General features: G+C 64.8%; 18 protein-coding genes. 5 read left to right on the plus strand and 13 right to left on the minus strand.

All coding sequences use genetic code 11. From position 1 onward, the window contains the following. Window positions 1-35 precede the first annotated feature (35 nt). From ACFQ4E_RS10470 to ACFQ4E_RS10480, 3 genes are read left to right on the plus strand one after another with little or no spacing between them, the layout of a single operon-like run. A complete protein-coding gene (locus ACFQ4E_RS10470; RefSeq protein WP_386803279.1) occupies window positions 36-722 on the plus strand; it encodes a type 1 glutamine amidotransferase in 687 nt (228 codons plus the stop codon). Beyond that, a complete protein-coding gene (locus ACFQ4E_RS10475; RefSeq protein ID WP_386803281.1) occupies window positions 719-2,083 on the plus strand; it encodes a glutamine synthetase family protein in 1,365 nt (454 codons plus the stop codon). The genes ACFQ4E_RS10470 and ACFQ4E_RS10475 overlap by 4 nt, the downstream gene beginning before the upstream one ends. A gap of 57 nt (window positions 2,084-2,140) precedes the next feature. Then, window positions 2,141-3,445, plus strand: a complete 1,305-nt coding sequence (locus tag ACFQ4E_RS10480) for an NAD(P)/FAD-dependent oxidoreductase (RefSeq protein WP_386803283.1) — start codon at window positions 2,141-2,143, stop codon at window positions 3,443-3,445. Window positions 3,446-3,476: 31 nt separating this feature from the next. Here ACFQ4E_RS10480 and phaR read toward each other — a convergent pair whose 3' ends face one another. The 6 genes from phaR to ACFQ4E_RS10510 form a co-directional block, all read right to left on the minus strand. After that, complete coding sequence (gene phaR, locus ACFQ4E_RS10485; RefSeq protein ID WP_386803285.1) at window positions 3,477-4,016, minus strand: polyhydroxyalkanoate synthesis repressor PhaR; 540 nt, start codon at window positions 4,014-4,016, stop codon at window positions 3,477-3,479. A 189-nt stretch (window positions 4,017-4,205) separates the two neighbouring features. Continuing rightward, window positions 4,206-4,658, minus strand: a complete 453-nt coding sequence (locus tag ACFQ4E_RS10490) for a phasin, PhaP (protein ID WP_386803287.1) — start codon at window positions 4,656-4,658, stop codon at window positions 4,206-4,208. Between the two features lie 269 nt (window positions 4,659-4,927). Further along, window positions 4,928-5,359: a phasin, PhaP gene (locus tag ACFQ4E_RS10495; protein WP_386803289.1), complete on the minus strand. Its 432-nt coding sequence runs from the start codon at window positions 5,357-5,359 to the stop codon at window positions 4,928-4,930. Between the two features lie 226 nt (window positions 5,360-5,585). Beyond that, on the minus strand, window positions 5,586-6,017 hold the full coding sequence (locus ACFQ4E_RS10500) for a phasin family protein (RefSeq protein WP_386803290.1): 432 nt from the start codon (window positions 6,015-6,017) through the stop codon (window positions 5,586-5,588). 339 nt (window positions 6,018-6,356) lie between these two features. Beyond that, on the minus strand, window positions 6,357-6,812 hold the full coding sequence (locus ACFQ4E_RS10505) for a phasin, PhaP (protein WP_386803292.1): 456 nt from the start codon (window positions 6,810-6,812) through the stop codon (window positions 6,357-6,359). A 136-nt stretch (window positions 6,813-6,948) separates the two neighbouring features. Continuing rightward, window positions 6,949-8,757: a PHA/PHB synthase family protein gene (locus ACFQ4E_RS10510; protein ID WP_386803294.1), complete on the minus strand. Its 1,809-nt coding sequence runs from the start codon at window positions 8,755-8,757 to the stop codon at window positions 6,949-6,951. Between the two features lie 106 nt (window positions 8,758-8,863). Here ACFQ4E_RS10510 and phaZ point away from each other — a divergent pair, with 106 nt between their 5' ends. Then, window positions 8,864-10,132 carry a polyhydroxyalkanoate depolymerase gene (phaZ, locus tag ACFQ4E_RS10515; RefSeq protein ID WP_386803296.1) on the plus strand — a complete coding sequence of 423 codons (1,269 nt, stop codon included), beginning with the start codon at window positions 8,864-8,866 and terminating at the stop codon, window positions 10,130-10,132. A gap of 62 nt (window positions 10,133-10,194) precedes the next feature. On the opposite strand, the gene ACFQ4E_RS10520 is transcribed toward phaZ, so the two are convergent. The 5 genes from ACFQ4E_RS10520 to ACFQ4E_RS10540 form a co-directional block, all read right to left on the minus strand. Then, window positions 10,195-10,479 carry a hypothetical protein gene (locus tag ACFQ4E_RS10520; protein WP_386803298.1) on the minus strand — a complete coding sequence of 95 codons (285 nt, stop codon included), beginning with the start codon at window positions 10,477-10,479 and terminating at the stop codon, window positions 10,195-10,197. A gap of 116 nt (window positions 10,480-10,595) precedes the next feature. Beyond that, entirely contained in the window at window positions 10,596-11,561 is a 966-nt protein-coding gene (locus ACFQ4E_RS10525; protein ID WP_386803300.1) for a Gfo/Idh/MocA family protein, read from the minus strand. Window positions 11,562-11,722: 161 nt separating this feature from the next. After that, window positions 11,723-12,148, minus strand: a complete 426-nt coding sequence (locus ACFQ4E_RS10530) for a hypothetical protein (RefSeq protein ID WP_386803302.1) — start codon at window positions 12,146-12,148, stop codon at window positions 11,723-11,725. A gap of 446 nt (window positions 12,149-12,594) precedes the next feature. Then, complete coding sequence (gene rpoH / locus ACFQ4E_RS10535; RefSeq protein ID WP_386803304.1) at window positions 12,595-13,491, minus strand: RNA polymerase sigma factor RpoH; 897 nt, start codon at window positions 13,489-13,491, stop codon at window positions 12,595-12,597. Between the two features lie 158 nt (window positions 13,492-13,649). Further along, window positions 13,650-14,669 (minus strand): RluA family pseudouridine synthase, encoded by a 1,020-nt coding sequence (locus tag ACFQ4E_RS10540; protein ID WP_386803306.1) that lies wholly within the window; start codon window positions 14,667-14,669, stop codon window positions 13,650-13,652. Here ACFQ4E_RS10540 and ACFQ4E_RS10545 point away from each other — a divergent pair, their 5' ends adjacent. Then, complete coding sequence (locus tag ACFQ4E_RS10545) at window positions 14,670-14,966, plus strand: DUF6476 family protein (RefSeq protein ID WP_386803308.1); 297 nt, start codon at window positions 14,670-14,672, stop codon at window positions 14,964-14,966. On the opposite strand, the gene ribD is transcribed toward ACFQ4E_RS10545, so the two are convergent. Beyond that, entirely contained in the window at window positions 14,963-16,057 is a 1,095-nt protein-coding gene (gene ribD / locus ACFQ4E_RS10550) for a bifunctional diaminohydroxyphosphoribosylaminopyrimidine deaminase/5-amino-6-(5-phosphoribosylamino)uracil reductase RibD (RefSeq protein ID WP_386803310.1), read from the minus strand. The genes ACFQ4E_RS10545 and ribD overlap by 4 nt on opposite strands. Beyond that, a complete protein-coding gene (gene nrdR, locus ACFQ4E_RS10555; RefSeq protein WP_386803312.1) occupies window positions 16,054-16,518 on the minus strand; it encodes a transcriptional regulator NrdR in 465 nt (154 codons plus the stop codon). The genes ribD and nrdR overlap by 4 nt, the downstream gene beginning before the upstream one ends. Window positions 16,519-16,591 lie beyond the last annotated feature (73 nt).

Here is a 16,591-nt window from a genome sequence, read left to right on the forward strand (position 1 = left end):
ACCCTTTCGCCTGTCTGATCCCCTCACGGTGTTCCATGCATATCGGTATTCTGCAAACCGGCCTCGCCCCAGCCGAGCTTGAACCGCGCTTCGGGGAGTATCCCGGCATGTTCGAGGCGCTTCTCGCGGGGCGCGGGTTCACCTTCGACAACTTCGCGGTGGTCAACGGCACCTTTCCCGAGGGACCCGAGGCCGCCGACGGCTGGCTCATCACCGGCTCGAAACACGGCGCCTACGAGGATCACCCCTGGATCGCGCCGCTCGAGGACCTGATCCGCGCGATCCACGCGGCTGGACGGCCGCTGATCGGGGTCTGCTTCGGCCACCAGATCATCGCGCAGGCCCTTGGCGGACGGGTCGAGAAATTTTCCGACGGCTGGTCCATCGGCCCCGTCGCCTACGATTTCCCCGAGGGCCCGCTGACGCTCAACGCCTGGCACCAGGACCAGATCACCGAGCTGCCCGAGGGCGCCCGGGTGATCGCCTCCTCGGATTTCTGCCGCAACGCCGCGTTGCTCTATGGCGACCGGATCTACTCGGTCCAGCCGCATCCCGAATACGGCTCCGACTTCATCGGCGGCCTGATCGACACCCGCGGCCGCGGCGTCGTGCCCGACGACCAGCTCGACGAGGCGCGCACGCGTCTCGACACCCCGCTCGACCGGACGGCGCTTGCCGACCAGTTCGAGCGCTTCTTCAAGACCGGAAAGATCACCGCATGAGCGAAGACTGGATGGAGGGCCTGCCGCAGGCCGCAGCCGATTACCTCGAGGGGCGCAGGCTCGACGAGGTCGAATGCATCATCTCCGACCTGCCCGGCATCGCCCGCGGCAAGGCGGTGCCCGCGTCGAAATTCGCCCGCCAGAAATATTTCCATCTGCCGGATTCGATCTTCTTCCAGACCATCACCGGCGACTGGGGCGAGGCCGCGGACGAGGAGGAAGGCTTCATCGAGCGCGACATGATCCTGAACCCGGACATGTCGACCGCGACCGCCGCGCCCTGGACCGGCGACTGGACGCTGCAGGTGATCCACGACGCTTATGACCGCAAGAACCGCGCCATCCCCTATGCGCCCCGGAACGTGCTGAAACGGGTGGTCGATCTCTATCACCAGCAGGGCTGGCAGCCGGTCGTGGCGCCGGAGATGGAGTTCTACCTCGTCGCCCGCAACCTCGATCCGGCCAAGGACATCCAGCCGATGATGGGCCGCTCGGGTCGTCCCGCGGCGGCGCGGCAGGCCTATTCGATGACCGCGGTGGACGAGTTCGGCCCGGTAATCGACGACATCTACGATTTCGCCGAGGCGCAGGGCTTCGAGATCGACGGCATCACCCAGGAAGGCGGCGCCGGTCAGCTCGAGATCAACCTTCGGCACGGCGATCCGGTCAAACTGGCCGACGAGGTCTTCTACTTCAAGCGGCTCATCCGCGAAGCCGCGCTCCGGCACGATTGCTTCGCCACCTTCATGGCCAAGCCCATCGCCGACGAGCCCGGCTCGGCGATGCATATCCACCACTCGATCAACGATATCGAGACCGGAAAATCGATCTTTTCGGGCCCCGCCGGCGGCGAGACCGACGCGTTCTTCCACTTCATCGGCGGGCTCCAGACCTACCTCCCCGCCGCGCTGTCGCTTCTGGCCCCTTACGTCAATTCCTACCGCCGCTACGTCCGCGGCTCGGCGGCGCCGATCAACCTCGAATGGGGGCGCGACAACCGCACCACCGGCATCCGTATCCCGCTCTCGGGCCCGGAAAGCCGCCGGGTCGAGAACCGGCTCGCAGGCATGGACTGCAACCCCTATCTCGGCATCGCCGCCTCGCTCGCCTGCGGTTATCTCGGGATCATGGAAGAGCGTCGTCCGTCGAAACAGTTCAAGGGCGATGCCTATGAGGGCGATGGCGACATCCCCCGCGTGCTCGGCCAGGCGCTCGACATGTTCGAGGAGGCGACGGCGTTGTCGCAGGTGCTGAGCCCCGAGTTCGCCCGCGTCTGGCGCATCGTGAAACGCGCCGAATACGAGGAGTTCCTGCAGGTGATCAGCCCGTGGGAGCGTGAGCATCTCCTGCTGAACGTCTGAGGCGTGGCTGGCCGGGTGATGCGTATTTTCAAAAAGAAGAAGCGCTAGGAGCGTGGGATGGATCTCCTCACCGCAAATGACCGGCCGGGCGCCTATCCCGAGAGCTGGTATGCCGCGACAGCCGAGCCGCTGCCGCCCTTCCCGCCCTTGCGCGGCGAGACCCGGGCCGATGTGGTGGTGGTCGGCGGCGGCTATACCGGCCTGTCGGCGGCGCTGCACCTGGCCGAGGCCGGGCTCGACGTGGTGCTCCTGGAAGCGCAGCGCGTGGGCTTCGGCGCCTCAGGGCGCAATGGCGGGCAGCTCGGATCGGGCCAGCGGCAGGATCAGAAGGCGCTCGAGAGCATGGTCGGGCGCGCGCATGCGCGCAGGCTCTGGGATCTGGGCGAAGACGCCAAGACGCTGGTGCGGGACCTCATCGCGCGGCACGGGATCGACTGTTACCTAAAGCCAGGGGTGGCTTGGGCCGCGTCCTCTGCGGGCGATGTCGCGGATCTGCAACGCTATGCCGAGCATCTCGACCGGGTCTACGGCTACACCGAGATCGAGAGCCTCGATGCCGAGGCGTTCCGCGCGCTCTGCCCCTCGCCCGATTACCGCGGCGGGATCCTCGATATGGGCGCGGGCCATCTGCATCCCTTGCGCTTCGCGCTGGGGCTGGCGCGGGCGGCGCGGGACGCGGGCGTGCGCATCCATGAAGGCGCGCGGGTCCATCATGTCGGACGCGGAGCGCCCGCGATGGTGCAGACCGATGCGGGCCGGGTCATGGCCGATCACGTCATCCTCGCCGCCAATGGCTACCTTGGCGGGCTCGACCGGCAGGTCGCCGCGCGGGTCATGCCGATCAACAATTTCATCGTCGCGACCGAGCCCTTAGGCGACCGCGCCGCGGAGGTTCTGACGCGCGACGTCGCGGTCGCGGATGCGCGCTTCGTCGTGAACTATTTCCGCCTGAGCCATGATCAGCGCCTGCTCTTCGGCGGCGGCGAAAGCTACGGCTATCGCTTCCCCAAGGACATCCGGGCGCTGGTCTCGAAACCGATGCTCGAGGTCTTTCCGCATCTCGCCGATGTCCGGCTCGACTACGCTTGGGGCGGGACGCTGGCGATCACCATGAAGCGCATGCCCTATCTCGCGCGGCCTGCACCGAACATGCTCTCGGCCTCGGGCTATTCGGGACACGGCGTGGGCACGGCGGTCCATGCGGGCCAGCTCATGGCGTGGGCGATCCAGGGACAGGCGGAAGGGTTCGATGCGCTGGCCGGCGTGCCGATCCCCGCCTTCCCGGGCGGTGCCGCCCTGCGCTCGCCGCTTCTGGTCTTGGCAATGAGCTGGTACGCGCTGCGCGACCGGCTGGGTCTCTGACCCGGCCGCCCGCGCTGTCGTCGATCTCGAGTTACTTCCGGACGCGCGCGAGCTTGGCCTGCAACTCGGCGAGCTCGCGCTTGATCGCGTCGAGATCCTCGGCCTCTTCGGGCGTCGGCGCGGTCGTTCCCGCGCCGCGCTGGCCGGTCATCGCCTTGAGGAAGGCCTCCTGCTGGGCCTGCATCGCCTCGAAGCCGGGCATCTTGGCCATCGGGTTCATCGAGCCCATGCTCTCGACCCATTTCGACTGGCTGTCGCGGAAGGCTTCGAAGCTGGCCGCCAGGAACTGCGGCACCATCGAGGTCGCCTGCGTGGTGTAGCTTCGCACGAGATCGGTCAAGACGTTGATCGGCAGGACGCTTTCGCCCTTGCTCTCGTGTTCGGCGACGATCTGCAGCAGGTATTGCCGCGTCAGGTCATCGCCGGATTTCAGATCGACGATCTTGACGTCGCGCCCTTCGCGGATGAACCCCGCGATATCCTCGAGCGTCACGTAGTCGCTGGTCTCGGTGTTGTAGAGGCGGCGACTGGCGTAGCGCTTGATCAGAAGGGGGGCTTCGGTCTCGGCCATGCGATCCTCGATGCAGTGACGGGCTGTCGCCAAGATTATGCACTGGCAGAAAAAGTGCAAACCAATTGTGCAATCTGAGAAATTTCCCCTGGCGAAATCCCCGGACGCAAAAAGAAAGCGGGCTCCGAAGAGCCCGCTTCCGCTCAGGCGATCCGTCCGGGGGGAACGGTGCCGCCCTGTGCTCGGGTGTTATTTGGCCGCGGCGGTTGCCTTCTTGGCGGTCGCGGTTGCGGTCTCACCGGCTTTCTGAGCGGCGGCGTTGAACTCGTCGCCGTAGGTTTTGCCGGCTGCCATCATCAGCTCGACCGTTTCCATCTGCGCCTTCTTGGCGATCTCCGCGAATGCGGCGGCGTGCTCGGCGCTCGACTCGGCGCCAAAGGTCACGAAGTCGCTCCATGCCTTGGCGTAGTCTGCGGGCTCTGCCTTCGCCTTGGTGACGTCGGCGTAGCGGCCGAGGAGAGTCTTGGCCCAGGCTGCGCTGAGCTCGGTGGAGCGACCAGCGGCTTCGACGGCAACGCCGGTCAGCTTCTCGGCGAGGGTCGCGTTGGTGCGGAAGGTCTCGTCGAATGCCTTGGTGTCGACCGGGAATGCGCCCATTGCGTCTTTGAGCATCGCGGTGAAGTCTTGGGTCTGAATGGCCATGGTTGGCCTCCTTTCGTCTCTTGTGTGTCGGCCCGATCGCCCGCCCTGTCCGCCGGGGTCTCGGTTTCATCTGATACCCTAGAGATAATGCTGCACTGCAGCAATTCAAGAGGTGTATGCTGCGTTGCAGCATTTTTTCTTGGCCTTGGGTCGGCTGAAAGAGCGACGCATTCTAGAGGGGCGTCGCCGCCGCAACCGACCGGGGCGTGGGGCGGCGGGTCTGACCCGCCAGCCCCGGCCTGCGCGCTGAACGCGCAGGCACGTTCCACTTATATCGTGGTCTTCTTGGCTGCGGTCTGCGCCTTCTGGACGTTGGCGTTGAAGTCGTCGCCGAACTCCTTGCCTGCGGCCATCATCAGCTCGACCGTGTCCATCTGCGCTTTCTTCACGATCTCGGCGAAGGCGGACATCTGCTCGTTGGCGGTCTCGGCCTGGTAGGTCGCGAAATCGCTCATCGCCTTGGCGTAGTCGGCGGGCTCGGCCTTGGCTTTCGACAGCTCGGCTGCGCGGGCCAGCATGTCCTTGGTCCACTTGGCGCTGAGCTCGGTGGAGCGGCCGGCGGCCTCGATGGCCACGTTCGAAAGCTTCTCGTTCAGAGTCGCGGAGGACTTGAAGCTGTCGTCGAACGCTTTGGTGTCGACCGGAAACGCGCTCATCATCTCTTTGAGCATCGCGGCGAAGTCTTGTTGCTTGGGTGCCATGTCAGGCCTCCTTTGGTCCATCAGTAGGTTTCAATCTAGCGCGGGGCTCCGTCTGGTCTGCATCGGGAGAACCGCCGTGTTCATGCACTCAATGTGGATGCTGCACTGCAGCATTTCAAGGGCAGAATGCTGCAGTGCAGCATTTTTTTCGAGTATGCCGAAAAGAGAAAGGGCGGGTGTCTGACACCCGCCCTTCGCGCTCTTGTGGAGCATCTTCTACGACCGGTTACTTGGTCGTTTTCTTAGCAGCAGTCTGTGCTTTCTTGATGCTGGCGTTGAACTCGTCACCGTAGTCCTTGCCTGCAGCCATCATCAGCTCGACCGTATCGGCTTGTGCCTTTTTAACGATCTCGGCGAAAGCATTCATGTGCTCGCTGGCGGTTTCCGCCTGGTAAGTTGCGAAGTCGCTCATCGCCTTGGCGTAATCGGCCGGTTCGGCCTTCGCCTTGGAGAGATCGGCAACGCGTGCGAGCGTGTCCTTCGTCCATTTCGAGCTCAGCTCGGTCGAACGACCGGCGGCTTCGATGGCGACGTTCGAGAGTTTCTCGTTCAGCGTCGCGGAGGTCTTGAAGCTCTGATCGAAAGCTTTGGTGTCGACGGGGAATGCACCCATGATGTCTTTGATCATCGCGTTGAAGTCTTGTTGTTGGATAGCCATGAGAGGCCTCCTTTCATCTAAAGTTCGGGTCGGAGGGCGCGTCCGAAGCCTCATTGCCGCGGGGCCGCTCCGTTTCGTTTGATGGTTAAGATATAGGGTGCCCTAGCGTCATTTTCAAGGGCACATGCTGCAGCGCAGCGCAGAAATCCGCTAATTTTTCTTATTTTTTATTGGAACTTAGGGAATTTCGGGGTCTCAGCAGGGGGTTAGCGGCGCTCCGATGCTGCAATTGCACAATCGCCATCCCGACCTTACAAAAATGGGCGGGCATTTCTGCCCGCCCCAGCAAGTCGCACCAACGCTTGGGAGGAGTGGTAGGTGCGATATCTTGGAAGCCGATTACTTCGCGGCGGCCGTGGTGGCCTTCTTCGCGGTCGCGGTGGCGTCTGCGGTGGCTTTCTTGACGGCGGCGGTTGCGTCGTCCGAGAAGTCCTTGCCTGCTGCCATCATCAGCTCGACGGTGTCCATCTGGACCTTCTTCGCGATCTCGGCGAAAGCGGCCATGTGCTCGGCGGTCATCTCTGCCTGAGCCGATGCGAAATCGGTCATCGCCTTGGCGTAGTCAGCCGGCTCCGACTTGGCTTTGGTAATGTCCGACAGCTTGGCCAGGGTGCCCTGGGTCCATGCGGTCGAGATCTCGGCCGACTTGCCTGCGGCGTCGAGAGCGACGGCCGACAGCTTTTCGTTCAGCGTCGCGGAGGTCTTGAACGCGTCTTCCATCGAGGTGGTGTCCACCGGGAATGCGCCCATCATGTCTTTCATCATAGCGGTGAAGTCTTGCGTCTTGGCGGCCATGGTCGGTCCTCTTGAAGTCTGTCGGGTCGGAATGACCCCGGTGATTGGATGACCTCCAAATACGCGCTGCGGCGCAGCATTTCAAGAGAAAATGCTGCGCCGCAGAAAAACTCGCTCTTGCGGAAATATGAGGACGTCAGTCCGGGAACTTCTCCCGCGCCTTCACCTTCACGTACTGCCCGGGCGCCGGGCAGATCGGGGCGTAGGTCTTGTTGCCGGGCTGGCGCGGCTCGACCCACTTGCCGGAGCGCTTGGAGACCCAGGACTCCCAGACCGGCCACCAGCTTTCCTTGTCGTGATAGGTCGCGTGCTCGCGCCAATGGTCGGCGTCCTGGCTCACGTCGTCGTTCACGTAATGGCCGTATTTGCCCTTGGAAGGCGGGTTCACGATCCCGGCGATATGGCCCGACTCGGAGAGGATGAAGGTCTTGTCCTTGGCCCCCATCTTCTGGAAGCCGCGATAGCAGTCCTTCCAGGCGGCGATGTGGTCGGTCTCGCAGGTGACCGAGCAGAGCGGCACGTCCACGTCCTTGATGTGCAGCCGCTCGCCCAGAAGCTCGATCCCGTCCTCGGCGAACTTGTTGTCCTGACAGAGACCGCGGAGATACTGCACCGCCATCTTGCCCGGCAGGTTCGCGCCGTCGCCGTTCCAGTAGAGCAGGTCGAAGGCCGGGGGCGTCTCGCCCATCATGTAGCTCTTGATCGCGGGCCCGTAGACCAGGTCGTTCGAGCGCAGGAACGAGAAGGTCCGCGCCATGATGAAGCTCTTGAGCATCCCCTCCTTGTTCACCTCTTCCTCGATCCCGTCGATGAAATCGTCCTGGAGGAAGGGCGTGAACTCGCCCTGATCGGAGAAATCGGTAAGCGTCGTGAAGAAGGTCGCGGACTTGATCGAATTGTCCTTGCGCTGCTTCAGCAGCGACAGGGTCAGTGACAGGGTGGTCCCGGCGATGCAGTAGCCGATGGTATTGACGCGCTTCTGCTTGGTGACGTCCTTGACGATCTCGATCGCCTTGAGGAAGCCCTCCTCGATATAGGTGTCGAGCCCGACATCGCGATAGGCCACATCCGGGTTCACCCAGCTGACCACGAAGAGCGTGTAGCCCTTGTCCACGACCCAGCGGATGAAGCTGTTCTTCTCTTTCAGGTCGAGGATGTAAAATTTGTTGATCCAGGGCGGGAAGAGGACGATCGGCGTCTCTTTCACCTGGTCGGTCTGCGGCGCGTACTGGATGACCTCCATCATCCGGTTGCGGTAGATCACCTCGCCCTCGGCGGTCGCGATGTTCTCGCCGATCTTGAACGCCTCTTCATCGGCAAGGCGCACGACCAGCTCGCCATCGTTGCGCTCGAGATCCTCGATCAGGTTCTCGAGGCCTTTGACCAGGCTCTCGCCCTCGGTCTCGATGGCCTTTTGCAGCGCGTCGGGGTTGGTCGAGAGGAAGTTCGTCGGCGCCATCATGTCGACGATCTGGCGGGCAAAGTATTTCAGCCGCCGTTTTTCCTTGGGCTCCATGTCCTCGATATCCGAGACCGCGGTTTCGAGCGCTTCGGAATTGATGAGGTATTGCTGCTTGATGAAGTTGAAATAGGGGTGGCTGTCCCAGAGCGGGTTGGCGAACCGCTTGTCCTTGGGACCGGGATCCTCGGGCGCCTGCAGTTTACCCTGCGCGAGCGCCTTCTGCGCCTCGATGAAATGCGAGACCGATTTCGACCAGTATTCGATCTGGTGCTCCATCACCTTGGCGGGGTTGGACATCCATTCCTGCCAGTAGGCGGTGACCGCCTTGGTGTAGAGCTCCTGATTCGGCCCCTGAAGGGAGGGATTGACAGATCCGCGCTGAGTCATCGCCCCGATCAGGCGTTGCGACAATTCCTCAACCCGCTGGAGATTTGCAGTGAGACGCTCGGTCGGCTCCTCCGCGGTCACAGTATCAGTTGTCATCCTTACGGTTCCCCCCTACTTTGCTGCTGTGCAGAAATTCGTCGCCGAATCCGGGGGGAACGCGACACACCGCTTCGGGACCCACCCGGACAGAAGGAGACGCATCATGCGCTACATGGCGATTTACGATATGATGGAGACGGTGCGAAACACCCAACAGTGGTTGGGCGCAACGGCTCGAACGATGGCCTCCTACCCCGCGTTTGCGATGCTGCCGGTGCCGGCCATCCAATGGATGGCCGCCTGGGGCGAGGTGACGGAACGCTCCTTCGAACGCATGGTCGTCAAGCCCGACTGGGGCATCCGCACCTTCACATGCGAAGACGGCCGCGACCACCTTGTCGACATCCGCACGGTCATCGAGCGCCCGTTCGGCGACCTGATCCACTTCGACGTCTCCGGACGCGAAGAGCAGCCGCGCAAAATTCTTCTGGTTGCCCCGATGTCGGGTCATTACGCGACGCTCCTGCGGTCGACGGTTCGGTCGTTGATCACTAATTGCGAAGTCTATGTGACCGACTGGCATAATGCGAGGGACATTCCGGTCAGCGCAGGCAAGTTCGACGTTGAAGATTATACCCTTTACCTCGCCGACTTCATGCGCGAGTTGGGGCCTGATACCCATGTCATCGCCGTCTGCCAGCCCGCGCCGCTGACGCTGGCCGCGACCGCCTACCTCGCCGAGGAAGAGCCCGACGCCCAGCCGCGCACGCTCACTCTGATCGGCGGCCCGATCGATCCCGACGCGACGCCCACCGAGGTCACCGATTTCGGCGCCCGCGTCACCATGGGCCAGCTCGAAGAGATGATGATCCAGCGCGTCGGTTTCAAATATGCCGGCGTCGGACGCCGCGTCTATCCGGGCCTCCTGCAGCTCACCTCGTTCATCTCGATGAACGCCGACCGCCATTCCGCCGCCTTCACCGAGCAGATCACCCGCGTCGCGCGCGGCGAGGCCTCGGATCACGATGCGCATAACCGGTTCTACGACGAGTATCTCGCCGTCATGGACATGCCGGCCGAGTTCTACCTCTCGACCGTCGAGCGGATCTTCAAGACCCGCGAGATCGCCCGCAACGTCTTCACCGTGAATGGCAAGAAGGTCGATATCGGCAAGATCACCTCGGTCGCCGTGAAGACCGTCGAAGGCTCGAACGACGATATCTCGGCCCCGGGCCAGTGTGTCGCGGCGCTTGATCTTCTGACCGGCCTGCCCGACAGCAAGAAAGCCAGCCATCTCGAGCCGGGTGCCGGTCATTACGGCATTTTCGCGGGCAAGAGCTGGCGCAACAACATCCGCCCGCTGGTCCTGAAGTTCATCGACCAGAACTCGGCCCCCAAGGCGGCGGCTGCGGCGAACACCAACGTCGCCTGAGCGCCTGCGCATCACGCAGACCGGCCCCGGAGCGCGCTCCGGGGCTTTTTTCGTGCCCGCCCTCACCCTTTGGACTGAGAGAACGCCTGATCCGCGGCCTCGAAGGCCGCGCTCAGATCGTTCTTGACGTTATCCCATGCATCTTCGGAGCTCTCGCGCGCGGCCTCGAGCTCCTTTTCGAGATCGGACAGGCGCGCCTCGAGACCGTCCACTTCGGTCGCATATTCCTCGCGCGCGGAGGCGTCCTTGCCATCGGCCTTGGCCCGGAGCGCGTGGATATCCGCGCGCCACGTGCCCATCCGGGCTTCGACCTGATCGAGATATTTCTGTCGCTCGGACGCTTCCATGCCATTCCTCCCTCGGCCCCGGACGCGCGCCGCCTGTCATGCGGCAATCTACGTCCGGTTGCGATCTCCGAGGGGAAAACGTGGCTCACGCCCATCGGTTCCCCGGGATATGGCGCTCAACCCGCCTTGGCGAAGACCATGTCGATCATCCGCTGCGTCCCGCGCGAGAACTCCAGCGGACAGGGATAGTCGTCGCCGTCGAGAGCGGAGGCGTTGAACGCCTCGACCTGCAGCACGTAGTGATCGGCCTGCGGCCAGCGATGGGTCACGACCTCCATCCCGCGGCGCACTTCGAGCCGCGCCTCACCGAAGACCCGCGCGTTGAACGGCGTGGTGAGCTTCATCACCCCGTCCGTGCCGTGGAAGGTGACCTCCTGGTACGGTGACAGCCGGGTCGAGACATAGCCCGCGTAATCGAAGGACGGGAACCGCGCCGCGATGCTGGCAAAGGTGTCGACCCCGTTCTCCCAGTCGACCCGCGCCGAGACGATCTCTTCCGGCTCCTCGCCGGTCACGAAGCGCGTGCAGCCGTAGATGTAGACGCCGATGTCGCGGATGCCGCCGCCCCCCGTCTCGGGCTTGTTGCGGATATTGCCGCCATCGTCGTTGAAGAAGGAAAAGCCCGCATCGACCATGCGCAGCGTGCCGATCGCGCCCTCGGCCAGGAGCGCCCGCGCCTTGTGCCACTGCGGGTGATGCACGATCATGTAGGCCTCGGCCGCGAGCTTGCCCGCTGTGTCCCGCGCCGCGATCAGACCGTCGATCTCGCCTGCGGCAAGCGCCATCGGCTTCTCGCACAGCACGTGTTTCCCGGCCTTGAGCGCTTTGTCGGTCCACTCGACATGAAGATGGTTCGGCAGCGGGATATAGACCGCGTCGATCTCGGGATCGGCAAGGAACGCATCGTAGCTGTCATGCACGCGCAGCCCCGGCGCGAAGGCCGCAAACGGCGCGGCCTTCTCGGGGGACGAGGTCGCAAGCGCCACAAGCTCCCCCCGCCGCGCGGCGTGGATCGCGGGTCCCATGAACTCGCGCGCGAATTTCGCAGCCCCGAGGATGCCCCAGCGAAGATGATCGGCCATGTCGTACTCCCGTCAGCGTTTCGCCGGACGTTAGCGCTCACACGTCGAAAGCACACCCCCAAACGTCACCACCCGCCTCTGGATCGGTCCCGGCAGACGCGAAAGGGCCGCCCTGGCAGGACGGCCCTTCGCGAGAGAGTGGTTGACCGGAGGTTTCCGGATCAGGAGATGATCAGCTCGCCGTGGTCGATATCCGCGTCGTCCTCGTCATCCTCGGCATAGGCGTCGTGATCGTCGTCATCCGAGAGCGTCAGCGCATCCATGAGCTGCTGGCCGAGCCCATCCTGCGCATTCAGCTGGTCATTGGCCGTGTCGGTGATCTGCCGCGGCACCGAGGTCGCGAGGTCCGAAGTGCCTTCCAGAAGCCCGGTCTCGCCGTTGAGCATGCCCTGCATCGTCCAGGCACTGTCGCTTGCGGTCTCGCCGGTCATGGTCAGCAGCGAGCCGATGGTCTTGCCCAGGAACCCGTCGCCGAGCCCATCGGCGGCGTTCGAGAAGCTCTCGTCGATTGCATCCCCTGATTGGGCGACGGGGCCGTTGCTGACGGGCGTGGGCGCGCTGTTCCAGCTGAAGAAGCGGAAGGGCATGGAGACATCCTTTACTCGGTATGGCTGCCCCCGCGGCCGTGTGATGCTCCCTTATGACGCCAAAGCTTTGCGCACACTATCCACCCCACTGGAAACAACCCGCGCGGCGCGCCGCAGATGAAGACGCGGCCCGAAAACTCAGATTTCAAAGAGTATTCCTGCCCCCACGGCATGGAAGCCGCCCCGCCACCACGAAACAATGCGGCAAAAATCTTTAATATTGAGGCCGAATTGCGGCCACAATCCGGCGGAACCGAGACGCGCACCACTGGCTCCACACGAAAAACGGCCCCGCGTCCGCAGGGCCGTTCAAATTGAGACATGGCCTGGTGCGGCCTATCGTTGCTCCGAGGGTGCGCTCCCATCACCGAGCGACACCCGATGCCGATCGATCACGGGCTCGGTCCAGGTGCAGAACTCGGAGTTCACCAGAGATCGGCCTCCCGTCACGCGGCCGGAAGCATCCCCTGTTCACGCGCCAGTTCGGTCATCCGCTTCTGCAGCTTCTCGAAGGCGCGGACCTCGATCTGGCGGATGCGTTCGCGGCTCACGTCATAGCGCGAGGACAGGTCCTCGAGCGTCAGCGGGCTTTCGGCCAAGCGGCGCTCGGTCAGGATGTCCTTCTCGCGGTCGTTGAGCACGTCCATGGCCTGCGCCAGAAGCTCGCGACGGGTTTCAAGCTCGTCCCGCGCCTCGTAGTCGCCCGCCTGGTCGGCATCCTCGTCCTCGAGCCAGTCCTGCCACTGCATCGTTCCCTCGCCCTCCTGCCCGACCTGGGCATTGAGCGAGGCGTCACCGCCGGACATGCGGCGGTTCATCGAGATCACCTCGTCCTCGGTCACCCCGAGGTCGTTGGCGATCTTCTGCACGTGTTCGGGGCGCAGGTCGCCGTCCTCGAGCGCGCCGATGCGGCTCTTGGCCTTGCGCAGGTTGAAGAACAGCTTCTTCTGCGCCGAGGTCGTGCCGAGCTTCACGAGGCTCCAGGACCGCAGGATGTATTCCTGGATCGAGGCACGGATCCACCACATCGCGTAGGTCGCCAGCCGGAAGCCCTTTTCCGGGTCGAAGCGCTTGACGGCCTGCATGAGGCCCACATTGGCCTCCGAGATCACCTCGGCCTGCGGCAGGCCGTAGCCGCGATAGCCCATCGCGATCTTGGCGGCGAGGCGCAGGTGGCTCGTGACCATCTTGTGCGCGGCCTCGGTGTCGCCATCCTCGACCCAGCGCTTGGCCAGCATGTACTCTTCTTCCGGTTCCAGAAGCGGGAACTTCCGGATCTCCGAGAGGTATCGGCTGAGGCCCGCTTCCGGGGACGGCGCGGGAAGATTGCCGTAGTTGCTCATGTCCATCCCTCCGATGTTACGCGACTTAACATCCATATGGGTGCCAGCGGTCGGGGGTTCAAGCGCAGGACGCGCCCAGGTGTTGTTATGAGCATAACGCAAAGGACCCCGCGCCGGATCCCCTGTTTCGGTGCGTTCACGCAGGCCTGCGGTTTGTTTCAGCCCGCCTGCAGCGCGCCGAGCAGCTCTGCCATATCCTTGGGCAACGCCGCCTCGAAGCGCATCTCCTCACCGCTGACCGGGTGCTCGAACCCGAGCGTCGCCGCATGCAGCGCTTGGCGCGGAAAGCGGCTGACCTGCTCGAGCGCCGTCTGCGACAGCACCTTTGACGAGGGTTTGCGACGCCCGCCATAGACCGGATCGCCCACCAGCCCGTGCCCGAGATGGGCCATGTGGACGCGGATCTGATGGGTGCGCCCGGTCTCGAGACGGCATTCGACCAGCGCCAGCGCGCCGCCGAAATTCTCGAGAACGCGCACCCGCGTCACCGCATGGCGCCCGGTGCCGAAATAGACCGCCTGCCTTTGCCGGTCGGTCCGGTGCCGCCCGAGCCCGGTCGTCACCCGGATCACCCCGCCCGGTTCGACGCCCGCACCGCGCACGCCGCGCAGCCGGGGATCGGCCACATCCGGCACGCCGTGGCAGAGCGCGAGATAGGCGCGTTCAACGGTATGCGCCTCGAATTGGGCCGCGAGCCCGTGATGCGCCCGATCAGACTTGGCCACGACCAGAAGCCCCGAGGTGTCCTTGTCGATCCGGTGCACGATCCCGGGACGCTTCTCGCCGCCAACCCCGGACAGCGCGCCGCCAAAATGATGGAGAAGCGCGTTCACGAGCGTGCCCGAGGGCGAGCCGGGTGCGGGATGCACCACCAGCCCCGCGGGCTTCATCACCACGCAGAGATCGTCGTCCTCGTAGCGGATATCGAGCGCGATCGCCTCGGCCCGGGTCTCGACCGTCTCGGGTTCGGGCACGGCGATCTCGATCACCCAGCCTTCCTCGACCCCGCCCTTGGCGTCGGTGAGCGCCGCGCCCTCATGGGTGACGGCCCCTTCCGCGATCAGGCGCGCAAGGCGCGTGCGCGACAGCGCCGCCGCCTCTGGCACATCGCGGGCCAGCGCCTTATCAAGACGCCCGGGCGGCTGGGCGCCGATCACGACGCGAAGGGGATCAGACATTTGACGGACTCTCCAGACCCGGCACCGGATGTGCGGTTTCTCAAGATCCTCGTGACCGTGCTGACCGGCACGATGATCGCCGGTCTCATAGTCATCATCGCGCTCTTTGTCATCCGCTTCCGCACGCCCGGCCCCGACTGGCCCGACAGTCTGTCCCTCCCCTCGGATGCCGGTGAGATCACCGCCGTCACGCAGGGCACGGGCTGGGTGGCGCTGGTGGCCGAGGGGGCCGAGATCCTGGTCTTCGACAGCGCAAGCGGCGCGCTGCGCCAACGGATCCTGATCGAACGGGACTAGCCGCGCGCCCAGCGGTGCAGCACGTCACCGCCCAAATCCTGCGTCTCGATCAGCCGGAAGCGCGGCGCCTCGTCCAACCGACCGATCCCCATCGCACCGAGGCTCGGCCGCCCTTCTGCGCCGAGCGCCAGGCCCGCGGTGACGCCTATCAGTTCGTCGACCAGATCGGCGGCCAGGAGCGTCGCGGCAAGCTGGCCGCCGCCTTCGCAATAGACCCGCGTCAGCCCCGCCTGCCCCAAGGCCTGCAAGAGCCCCGCCGGATCGAGCTGCCGACCGCGCACCGGCACCGACAGAAGCGTCGCGCCGAGATCTTTCCATGTCGCGCGGGTGGCGGACGGCACATCCGGCCCGTGGCAGAGCCAGACCGGAAGATCGCGCGCGGTCCGCGCCAGCCCCGACATCAGCGGCAGGTCGAGATGCCGTGAGGCCACGACCCGCACCGGCTGGCTGACCGCCCCCATCCCGCGCACCGTCAGGGACGGATCGTCCGCGCGTGCGGTCCCGGCGCCGACAAGCACCGCGTCATGGGTCAGCCGCTCCAGATGCACGCGACGCCGGGCGACCTCGCCGGTGATCCACCGGCTTTCGCCGCTCGCCGTGGCGATGCGCCCGTCGAAGGAAGAAGCGAGCTTGAGCGTCACCATCGGACGCCCCTGCTCGACCCTGAGGAAGAAGCCCTGGTGATCGCGCCCGGCGGCGTCGGCGAGGATGCCGGTCGTGACCTCGATCCCCGCGGCGCGCAGCCGTGCGAAGCCCTGCCCCGCAACGCGCGCATCGCTGTCCTCGAACGGCGCGACCACGCGGGCGATGCCCGCCGCGATCAGGGCGTCGGCGCAGGGCGGCGTTTTTCCGTGATGTGCGCAGGGCTCCAGCGTCACATAGGCTGTCGCGCCCCGCGCCGCGTCGCCCGCCTGCGCCAGCGCCTGCGTCTCCGCATGGGGACGTCCGCCCGCTTGCGTCCAGCCGCGCCCGAGGATGCGGCCGTCCTTGACGATCACGCATCCCACCGCCGGATTGGGCCAGGTCCGGCCCATCGTCCGGCGGCCCAGGCTCAGCGCATGGGCCATGTGGCGCCGGTCGGTGTCGCTCACTTCTCGGGGATTTCGGGCCGCAGCTCGCTCACGAACTTGTCGAAATCATCCGCGGCCTGGAAGTTCTTGTAAACGCTTGCAAAGCGCACATAGGCGACGGTGTCGATCCGGGCCAGTGCCTCCATCACGATCTCGCCGATCTGCTTGGAGGGAATATCCGTCTCGCCCATCGATTCCAGCCGCCGCACGATGCCCGAGATCATCTGGTCGATGCGCTCAGGCTCGATGGGGCGCTTCTGCAGCGCGATGCGGATCGAGCGCTCGAGCTTGTCGCGGTCGAAATCCTCGCGCCGTCCGTTCGACTTGATCACGACGAGATCGCGCAGCTGCACCCGTTCATAGGTGGTGAACCGCCCGCCACAGGCCGGACAGAAGCGCCGACGCCGGATCGAGACGTGGTCCTCCGCCGGGCGGGAATCCTTTACCTGCGTGTCGATGTTTCCGCAAAACGGGCAGCGCATGGGCGGTCCCTCTCTCGTCGTCTTCTGCCTCGATGGGGTCTCGGCCCCACTTATCCACAGAAACTATAGGGGG

The organism is Litorisediminicola beolgyonensis, from assembly GCF_042679605.1.
Taxonomy (GTDB): domain Bacteria; phylum Pseudomonadota; class Alphaproteobacteria; order Rhodobacterales; family Rhodobacteraceae; genus Litorisediminicola; species Litorisediminicola beolgyonensis.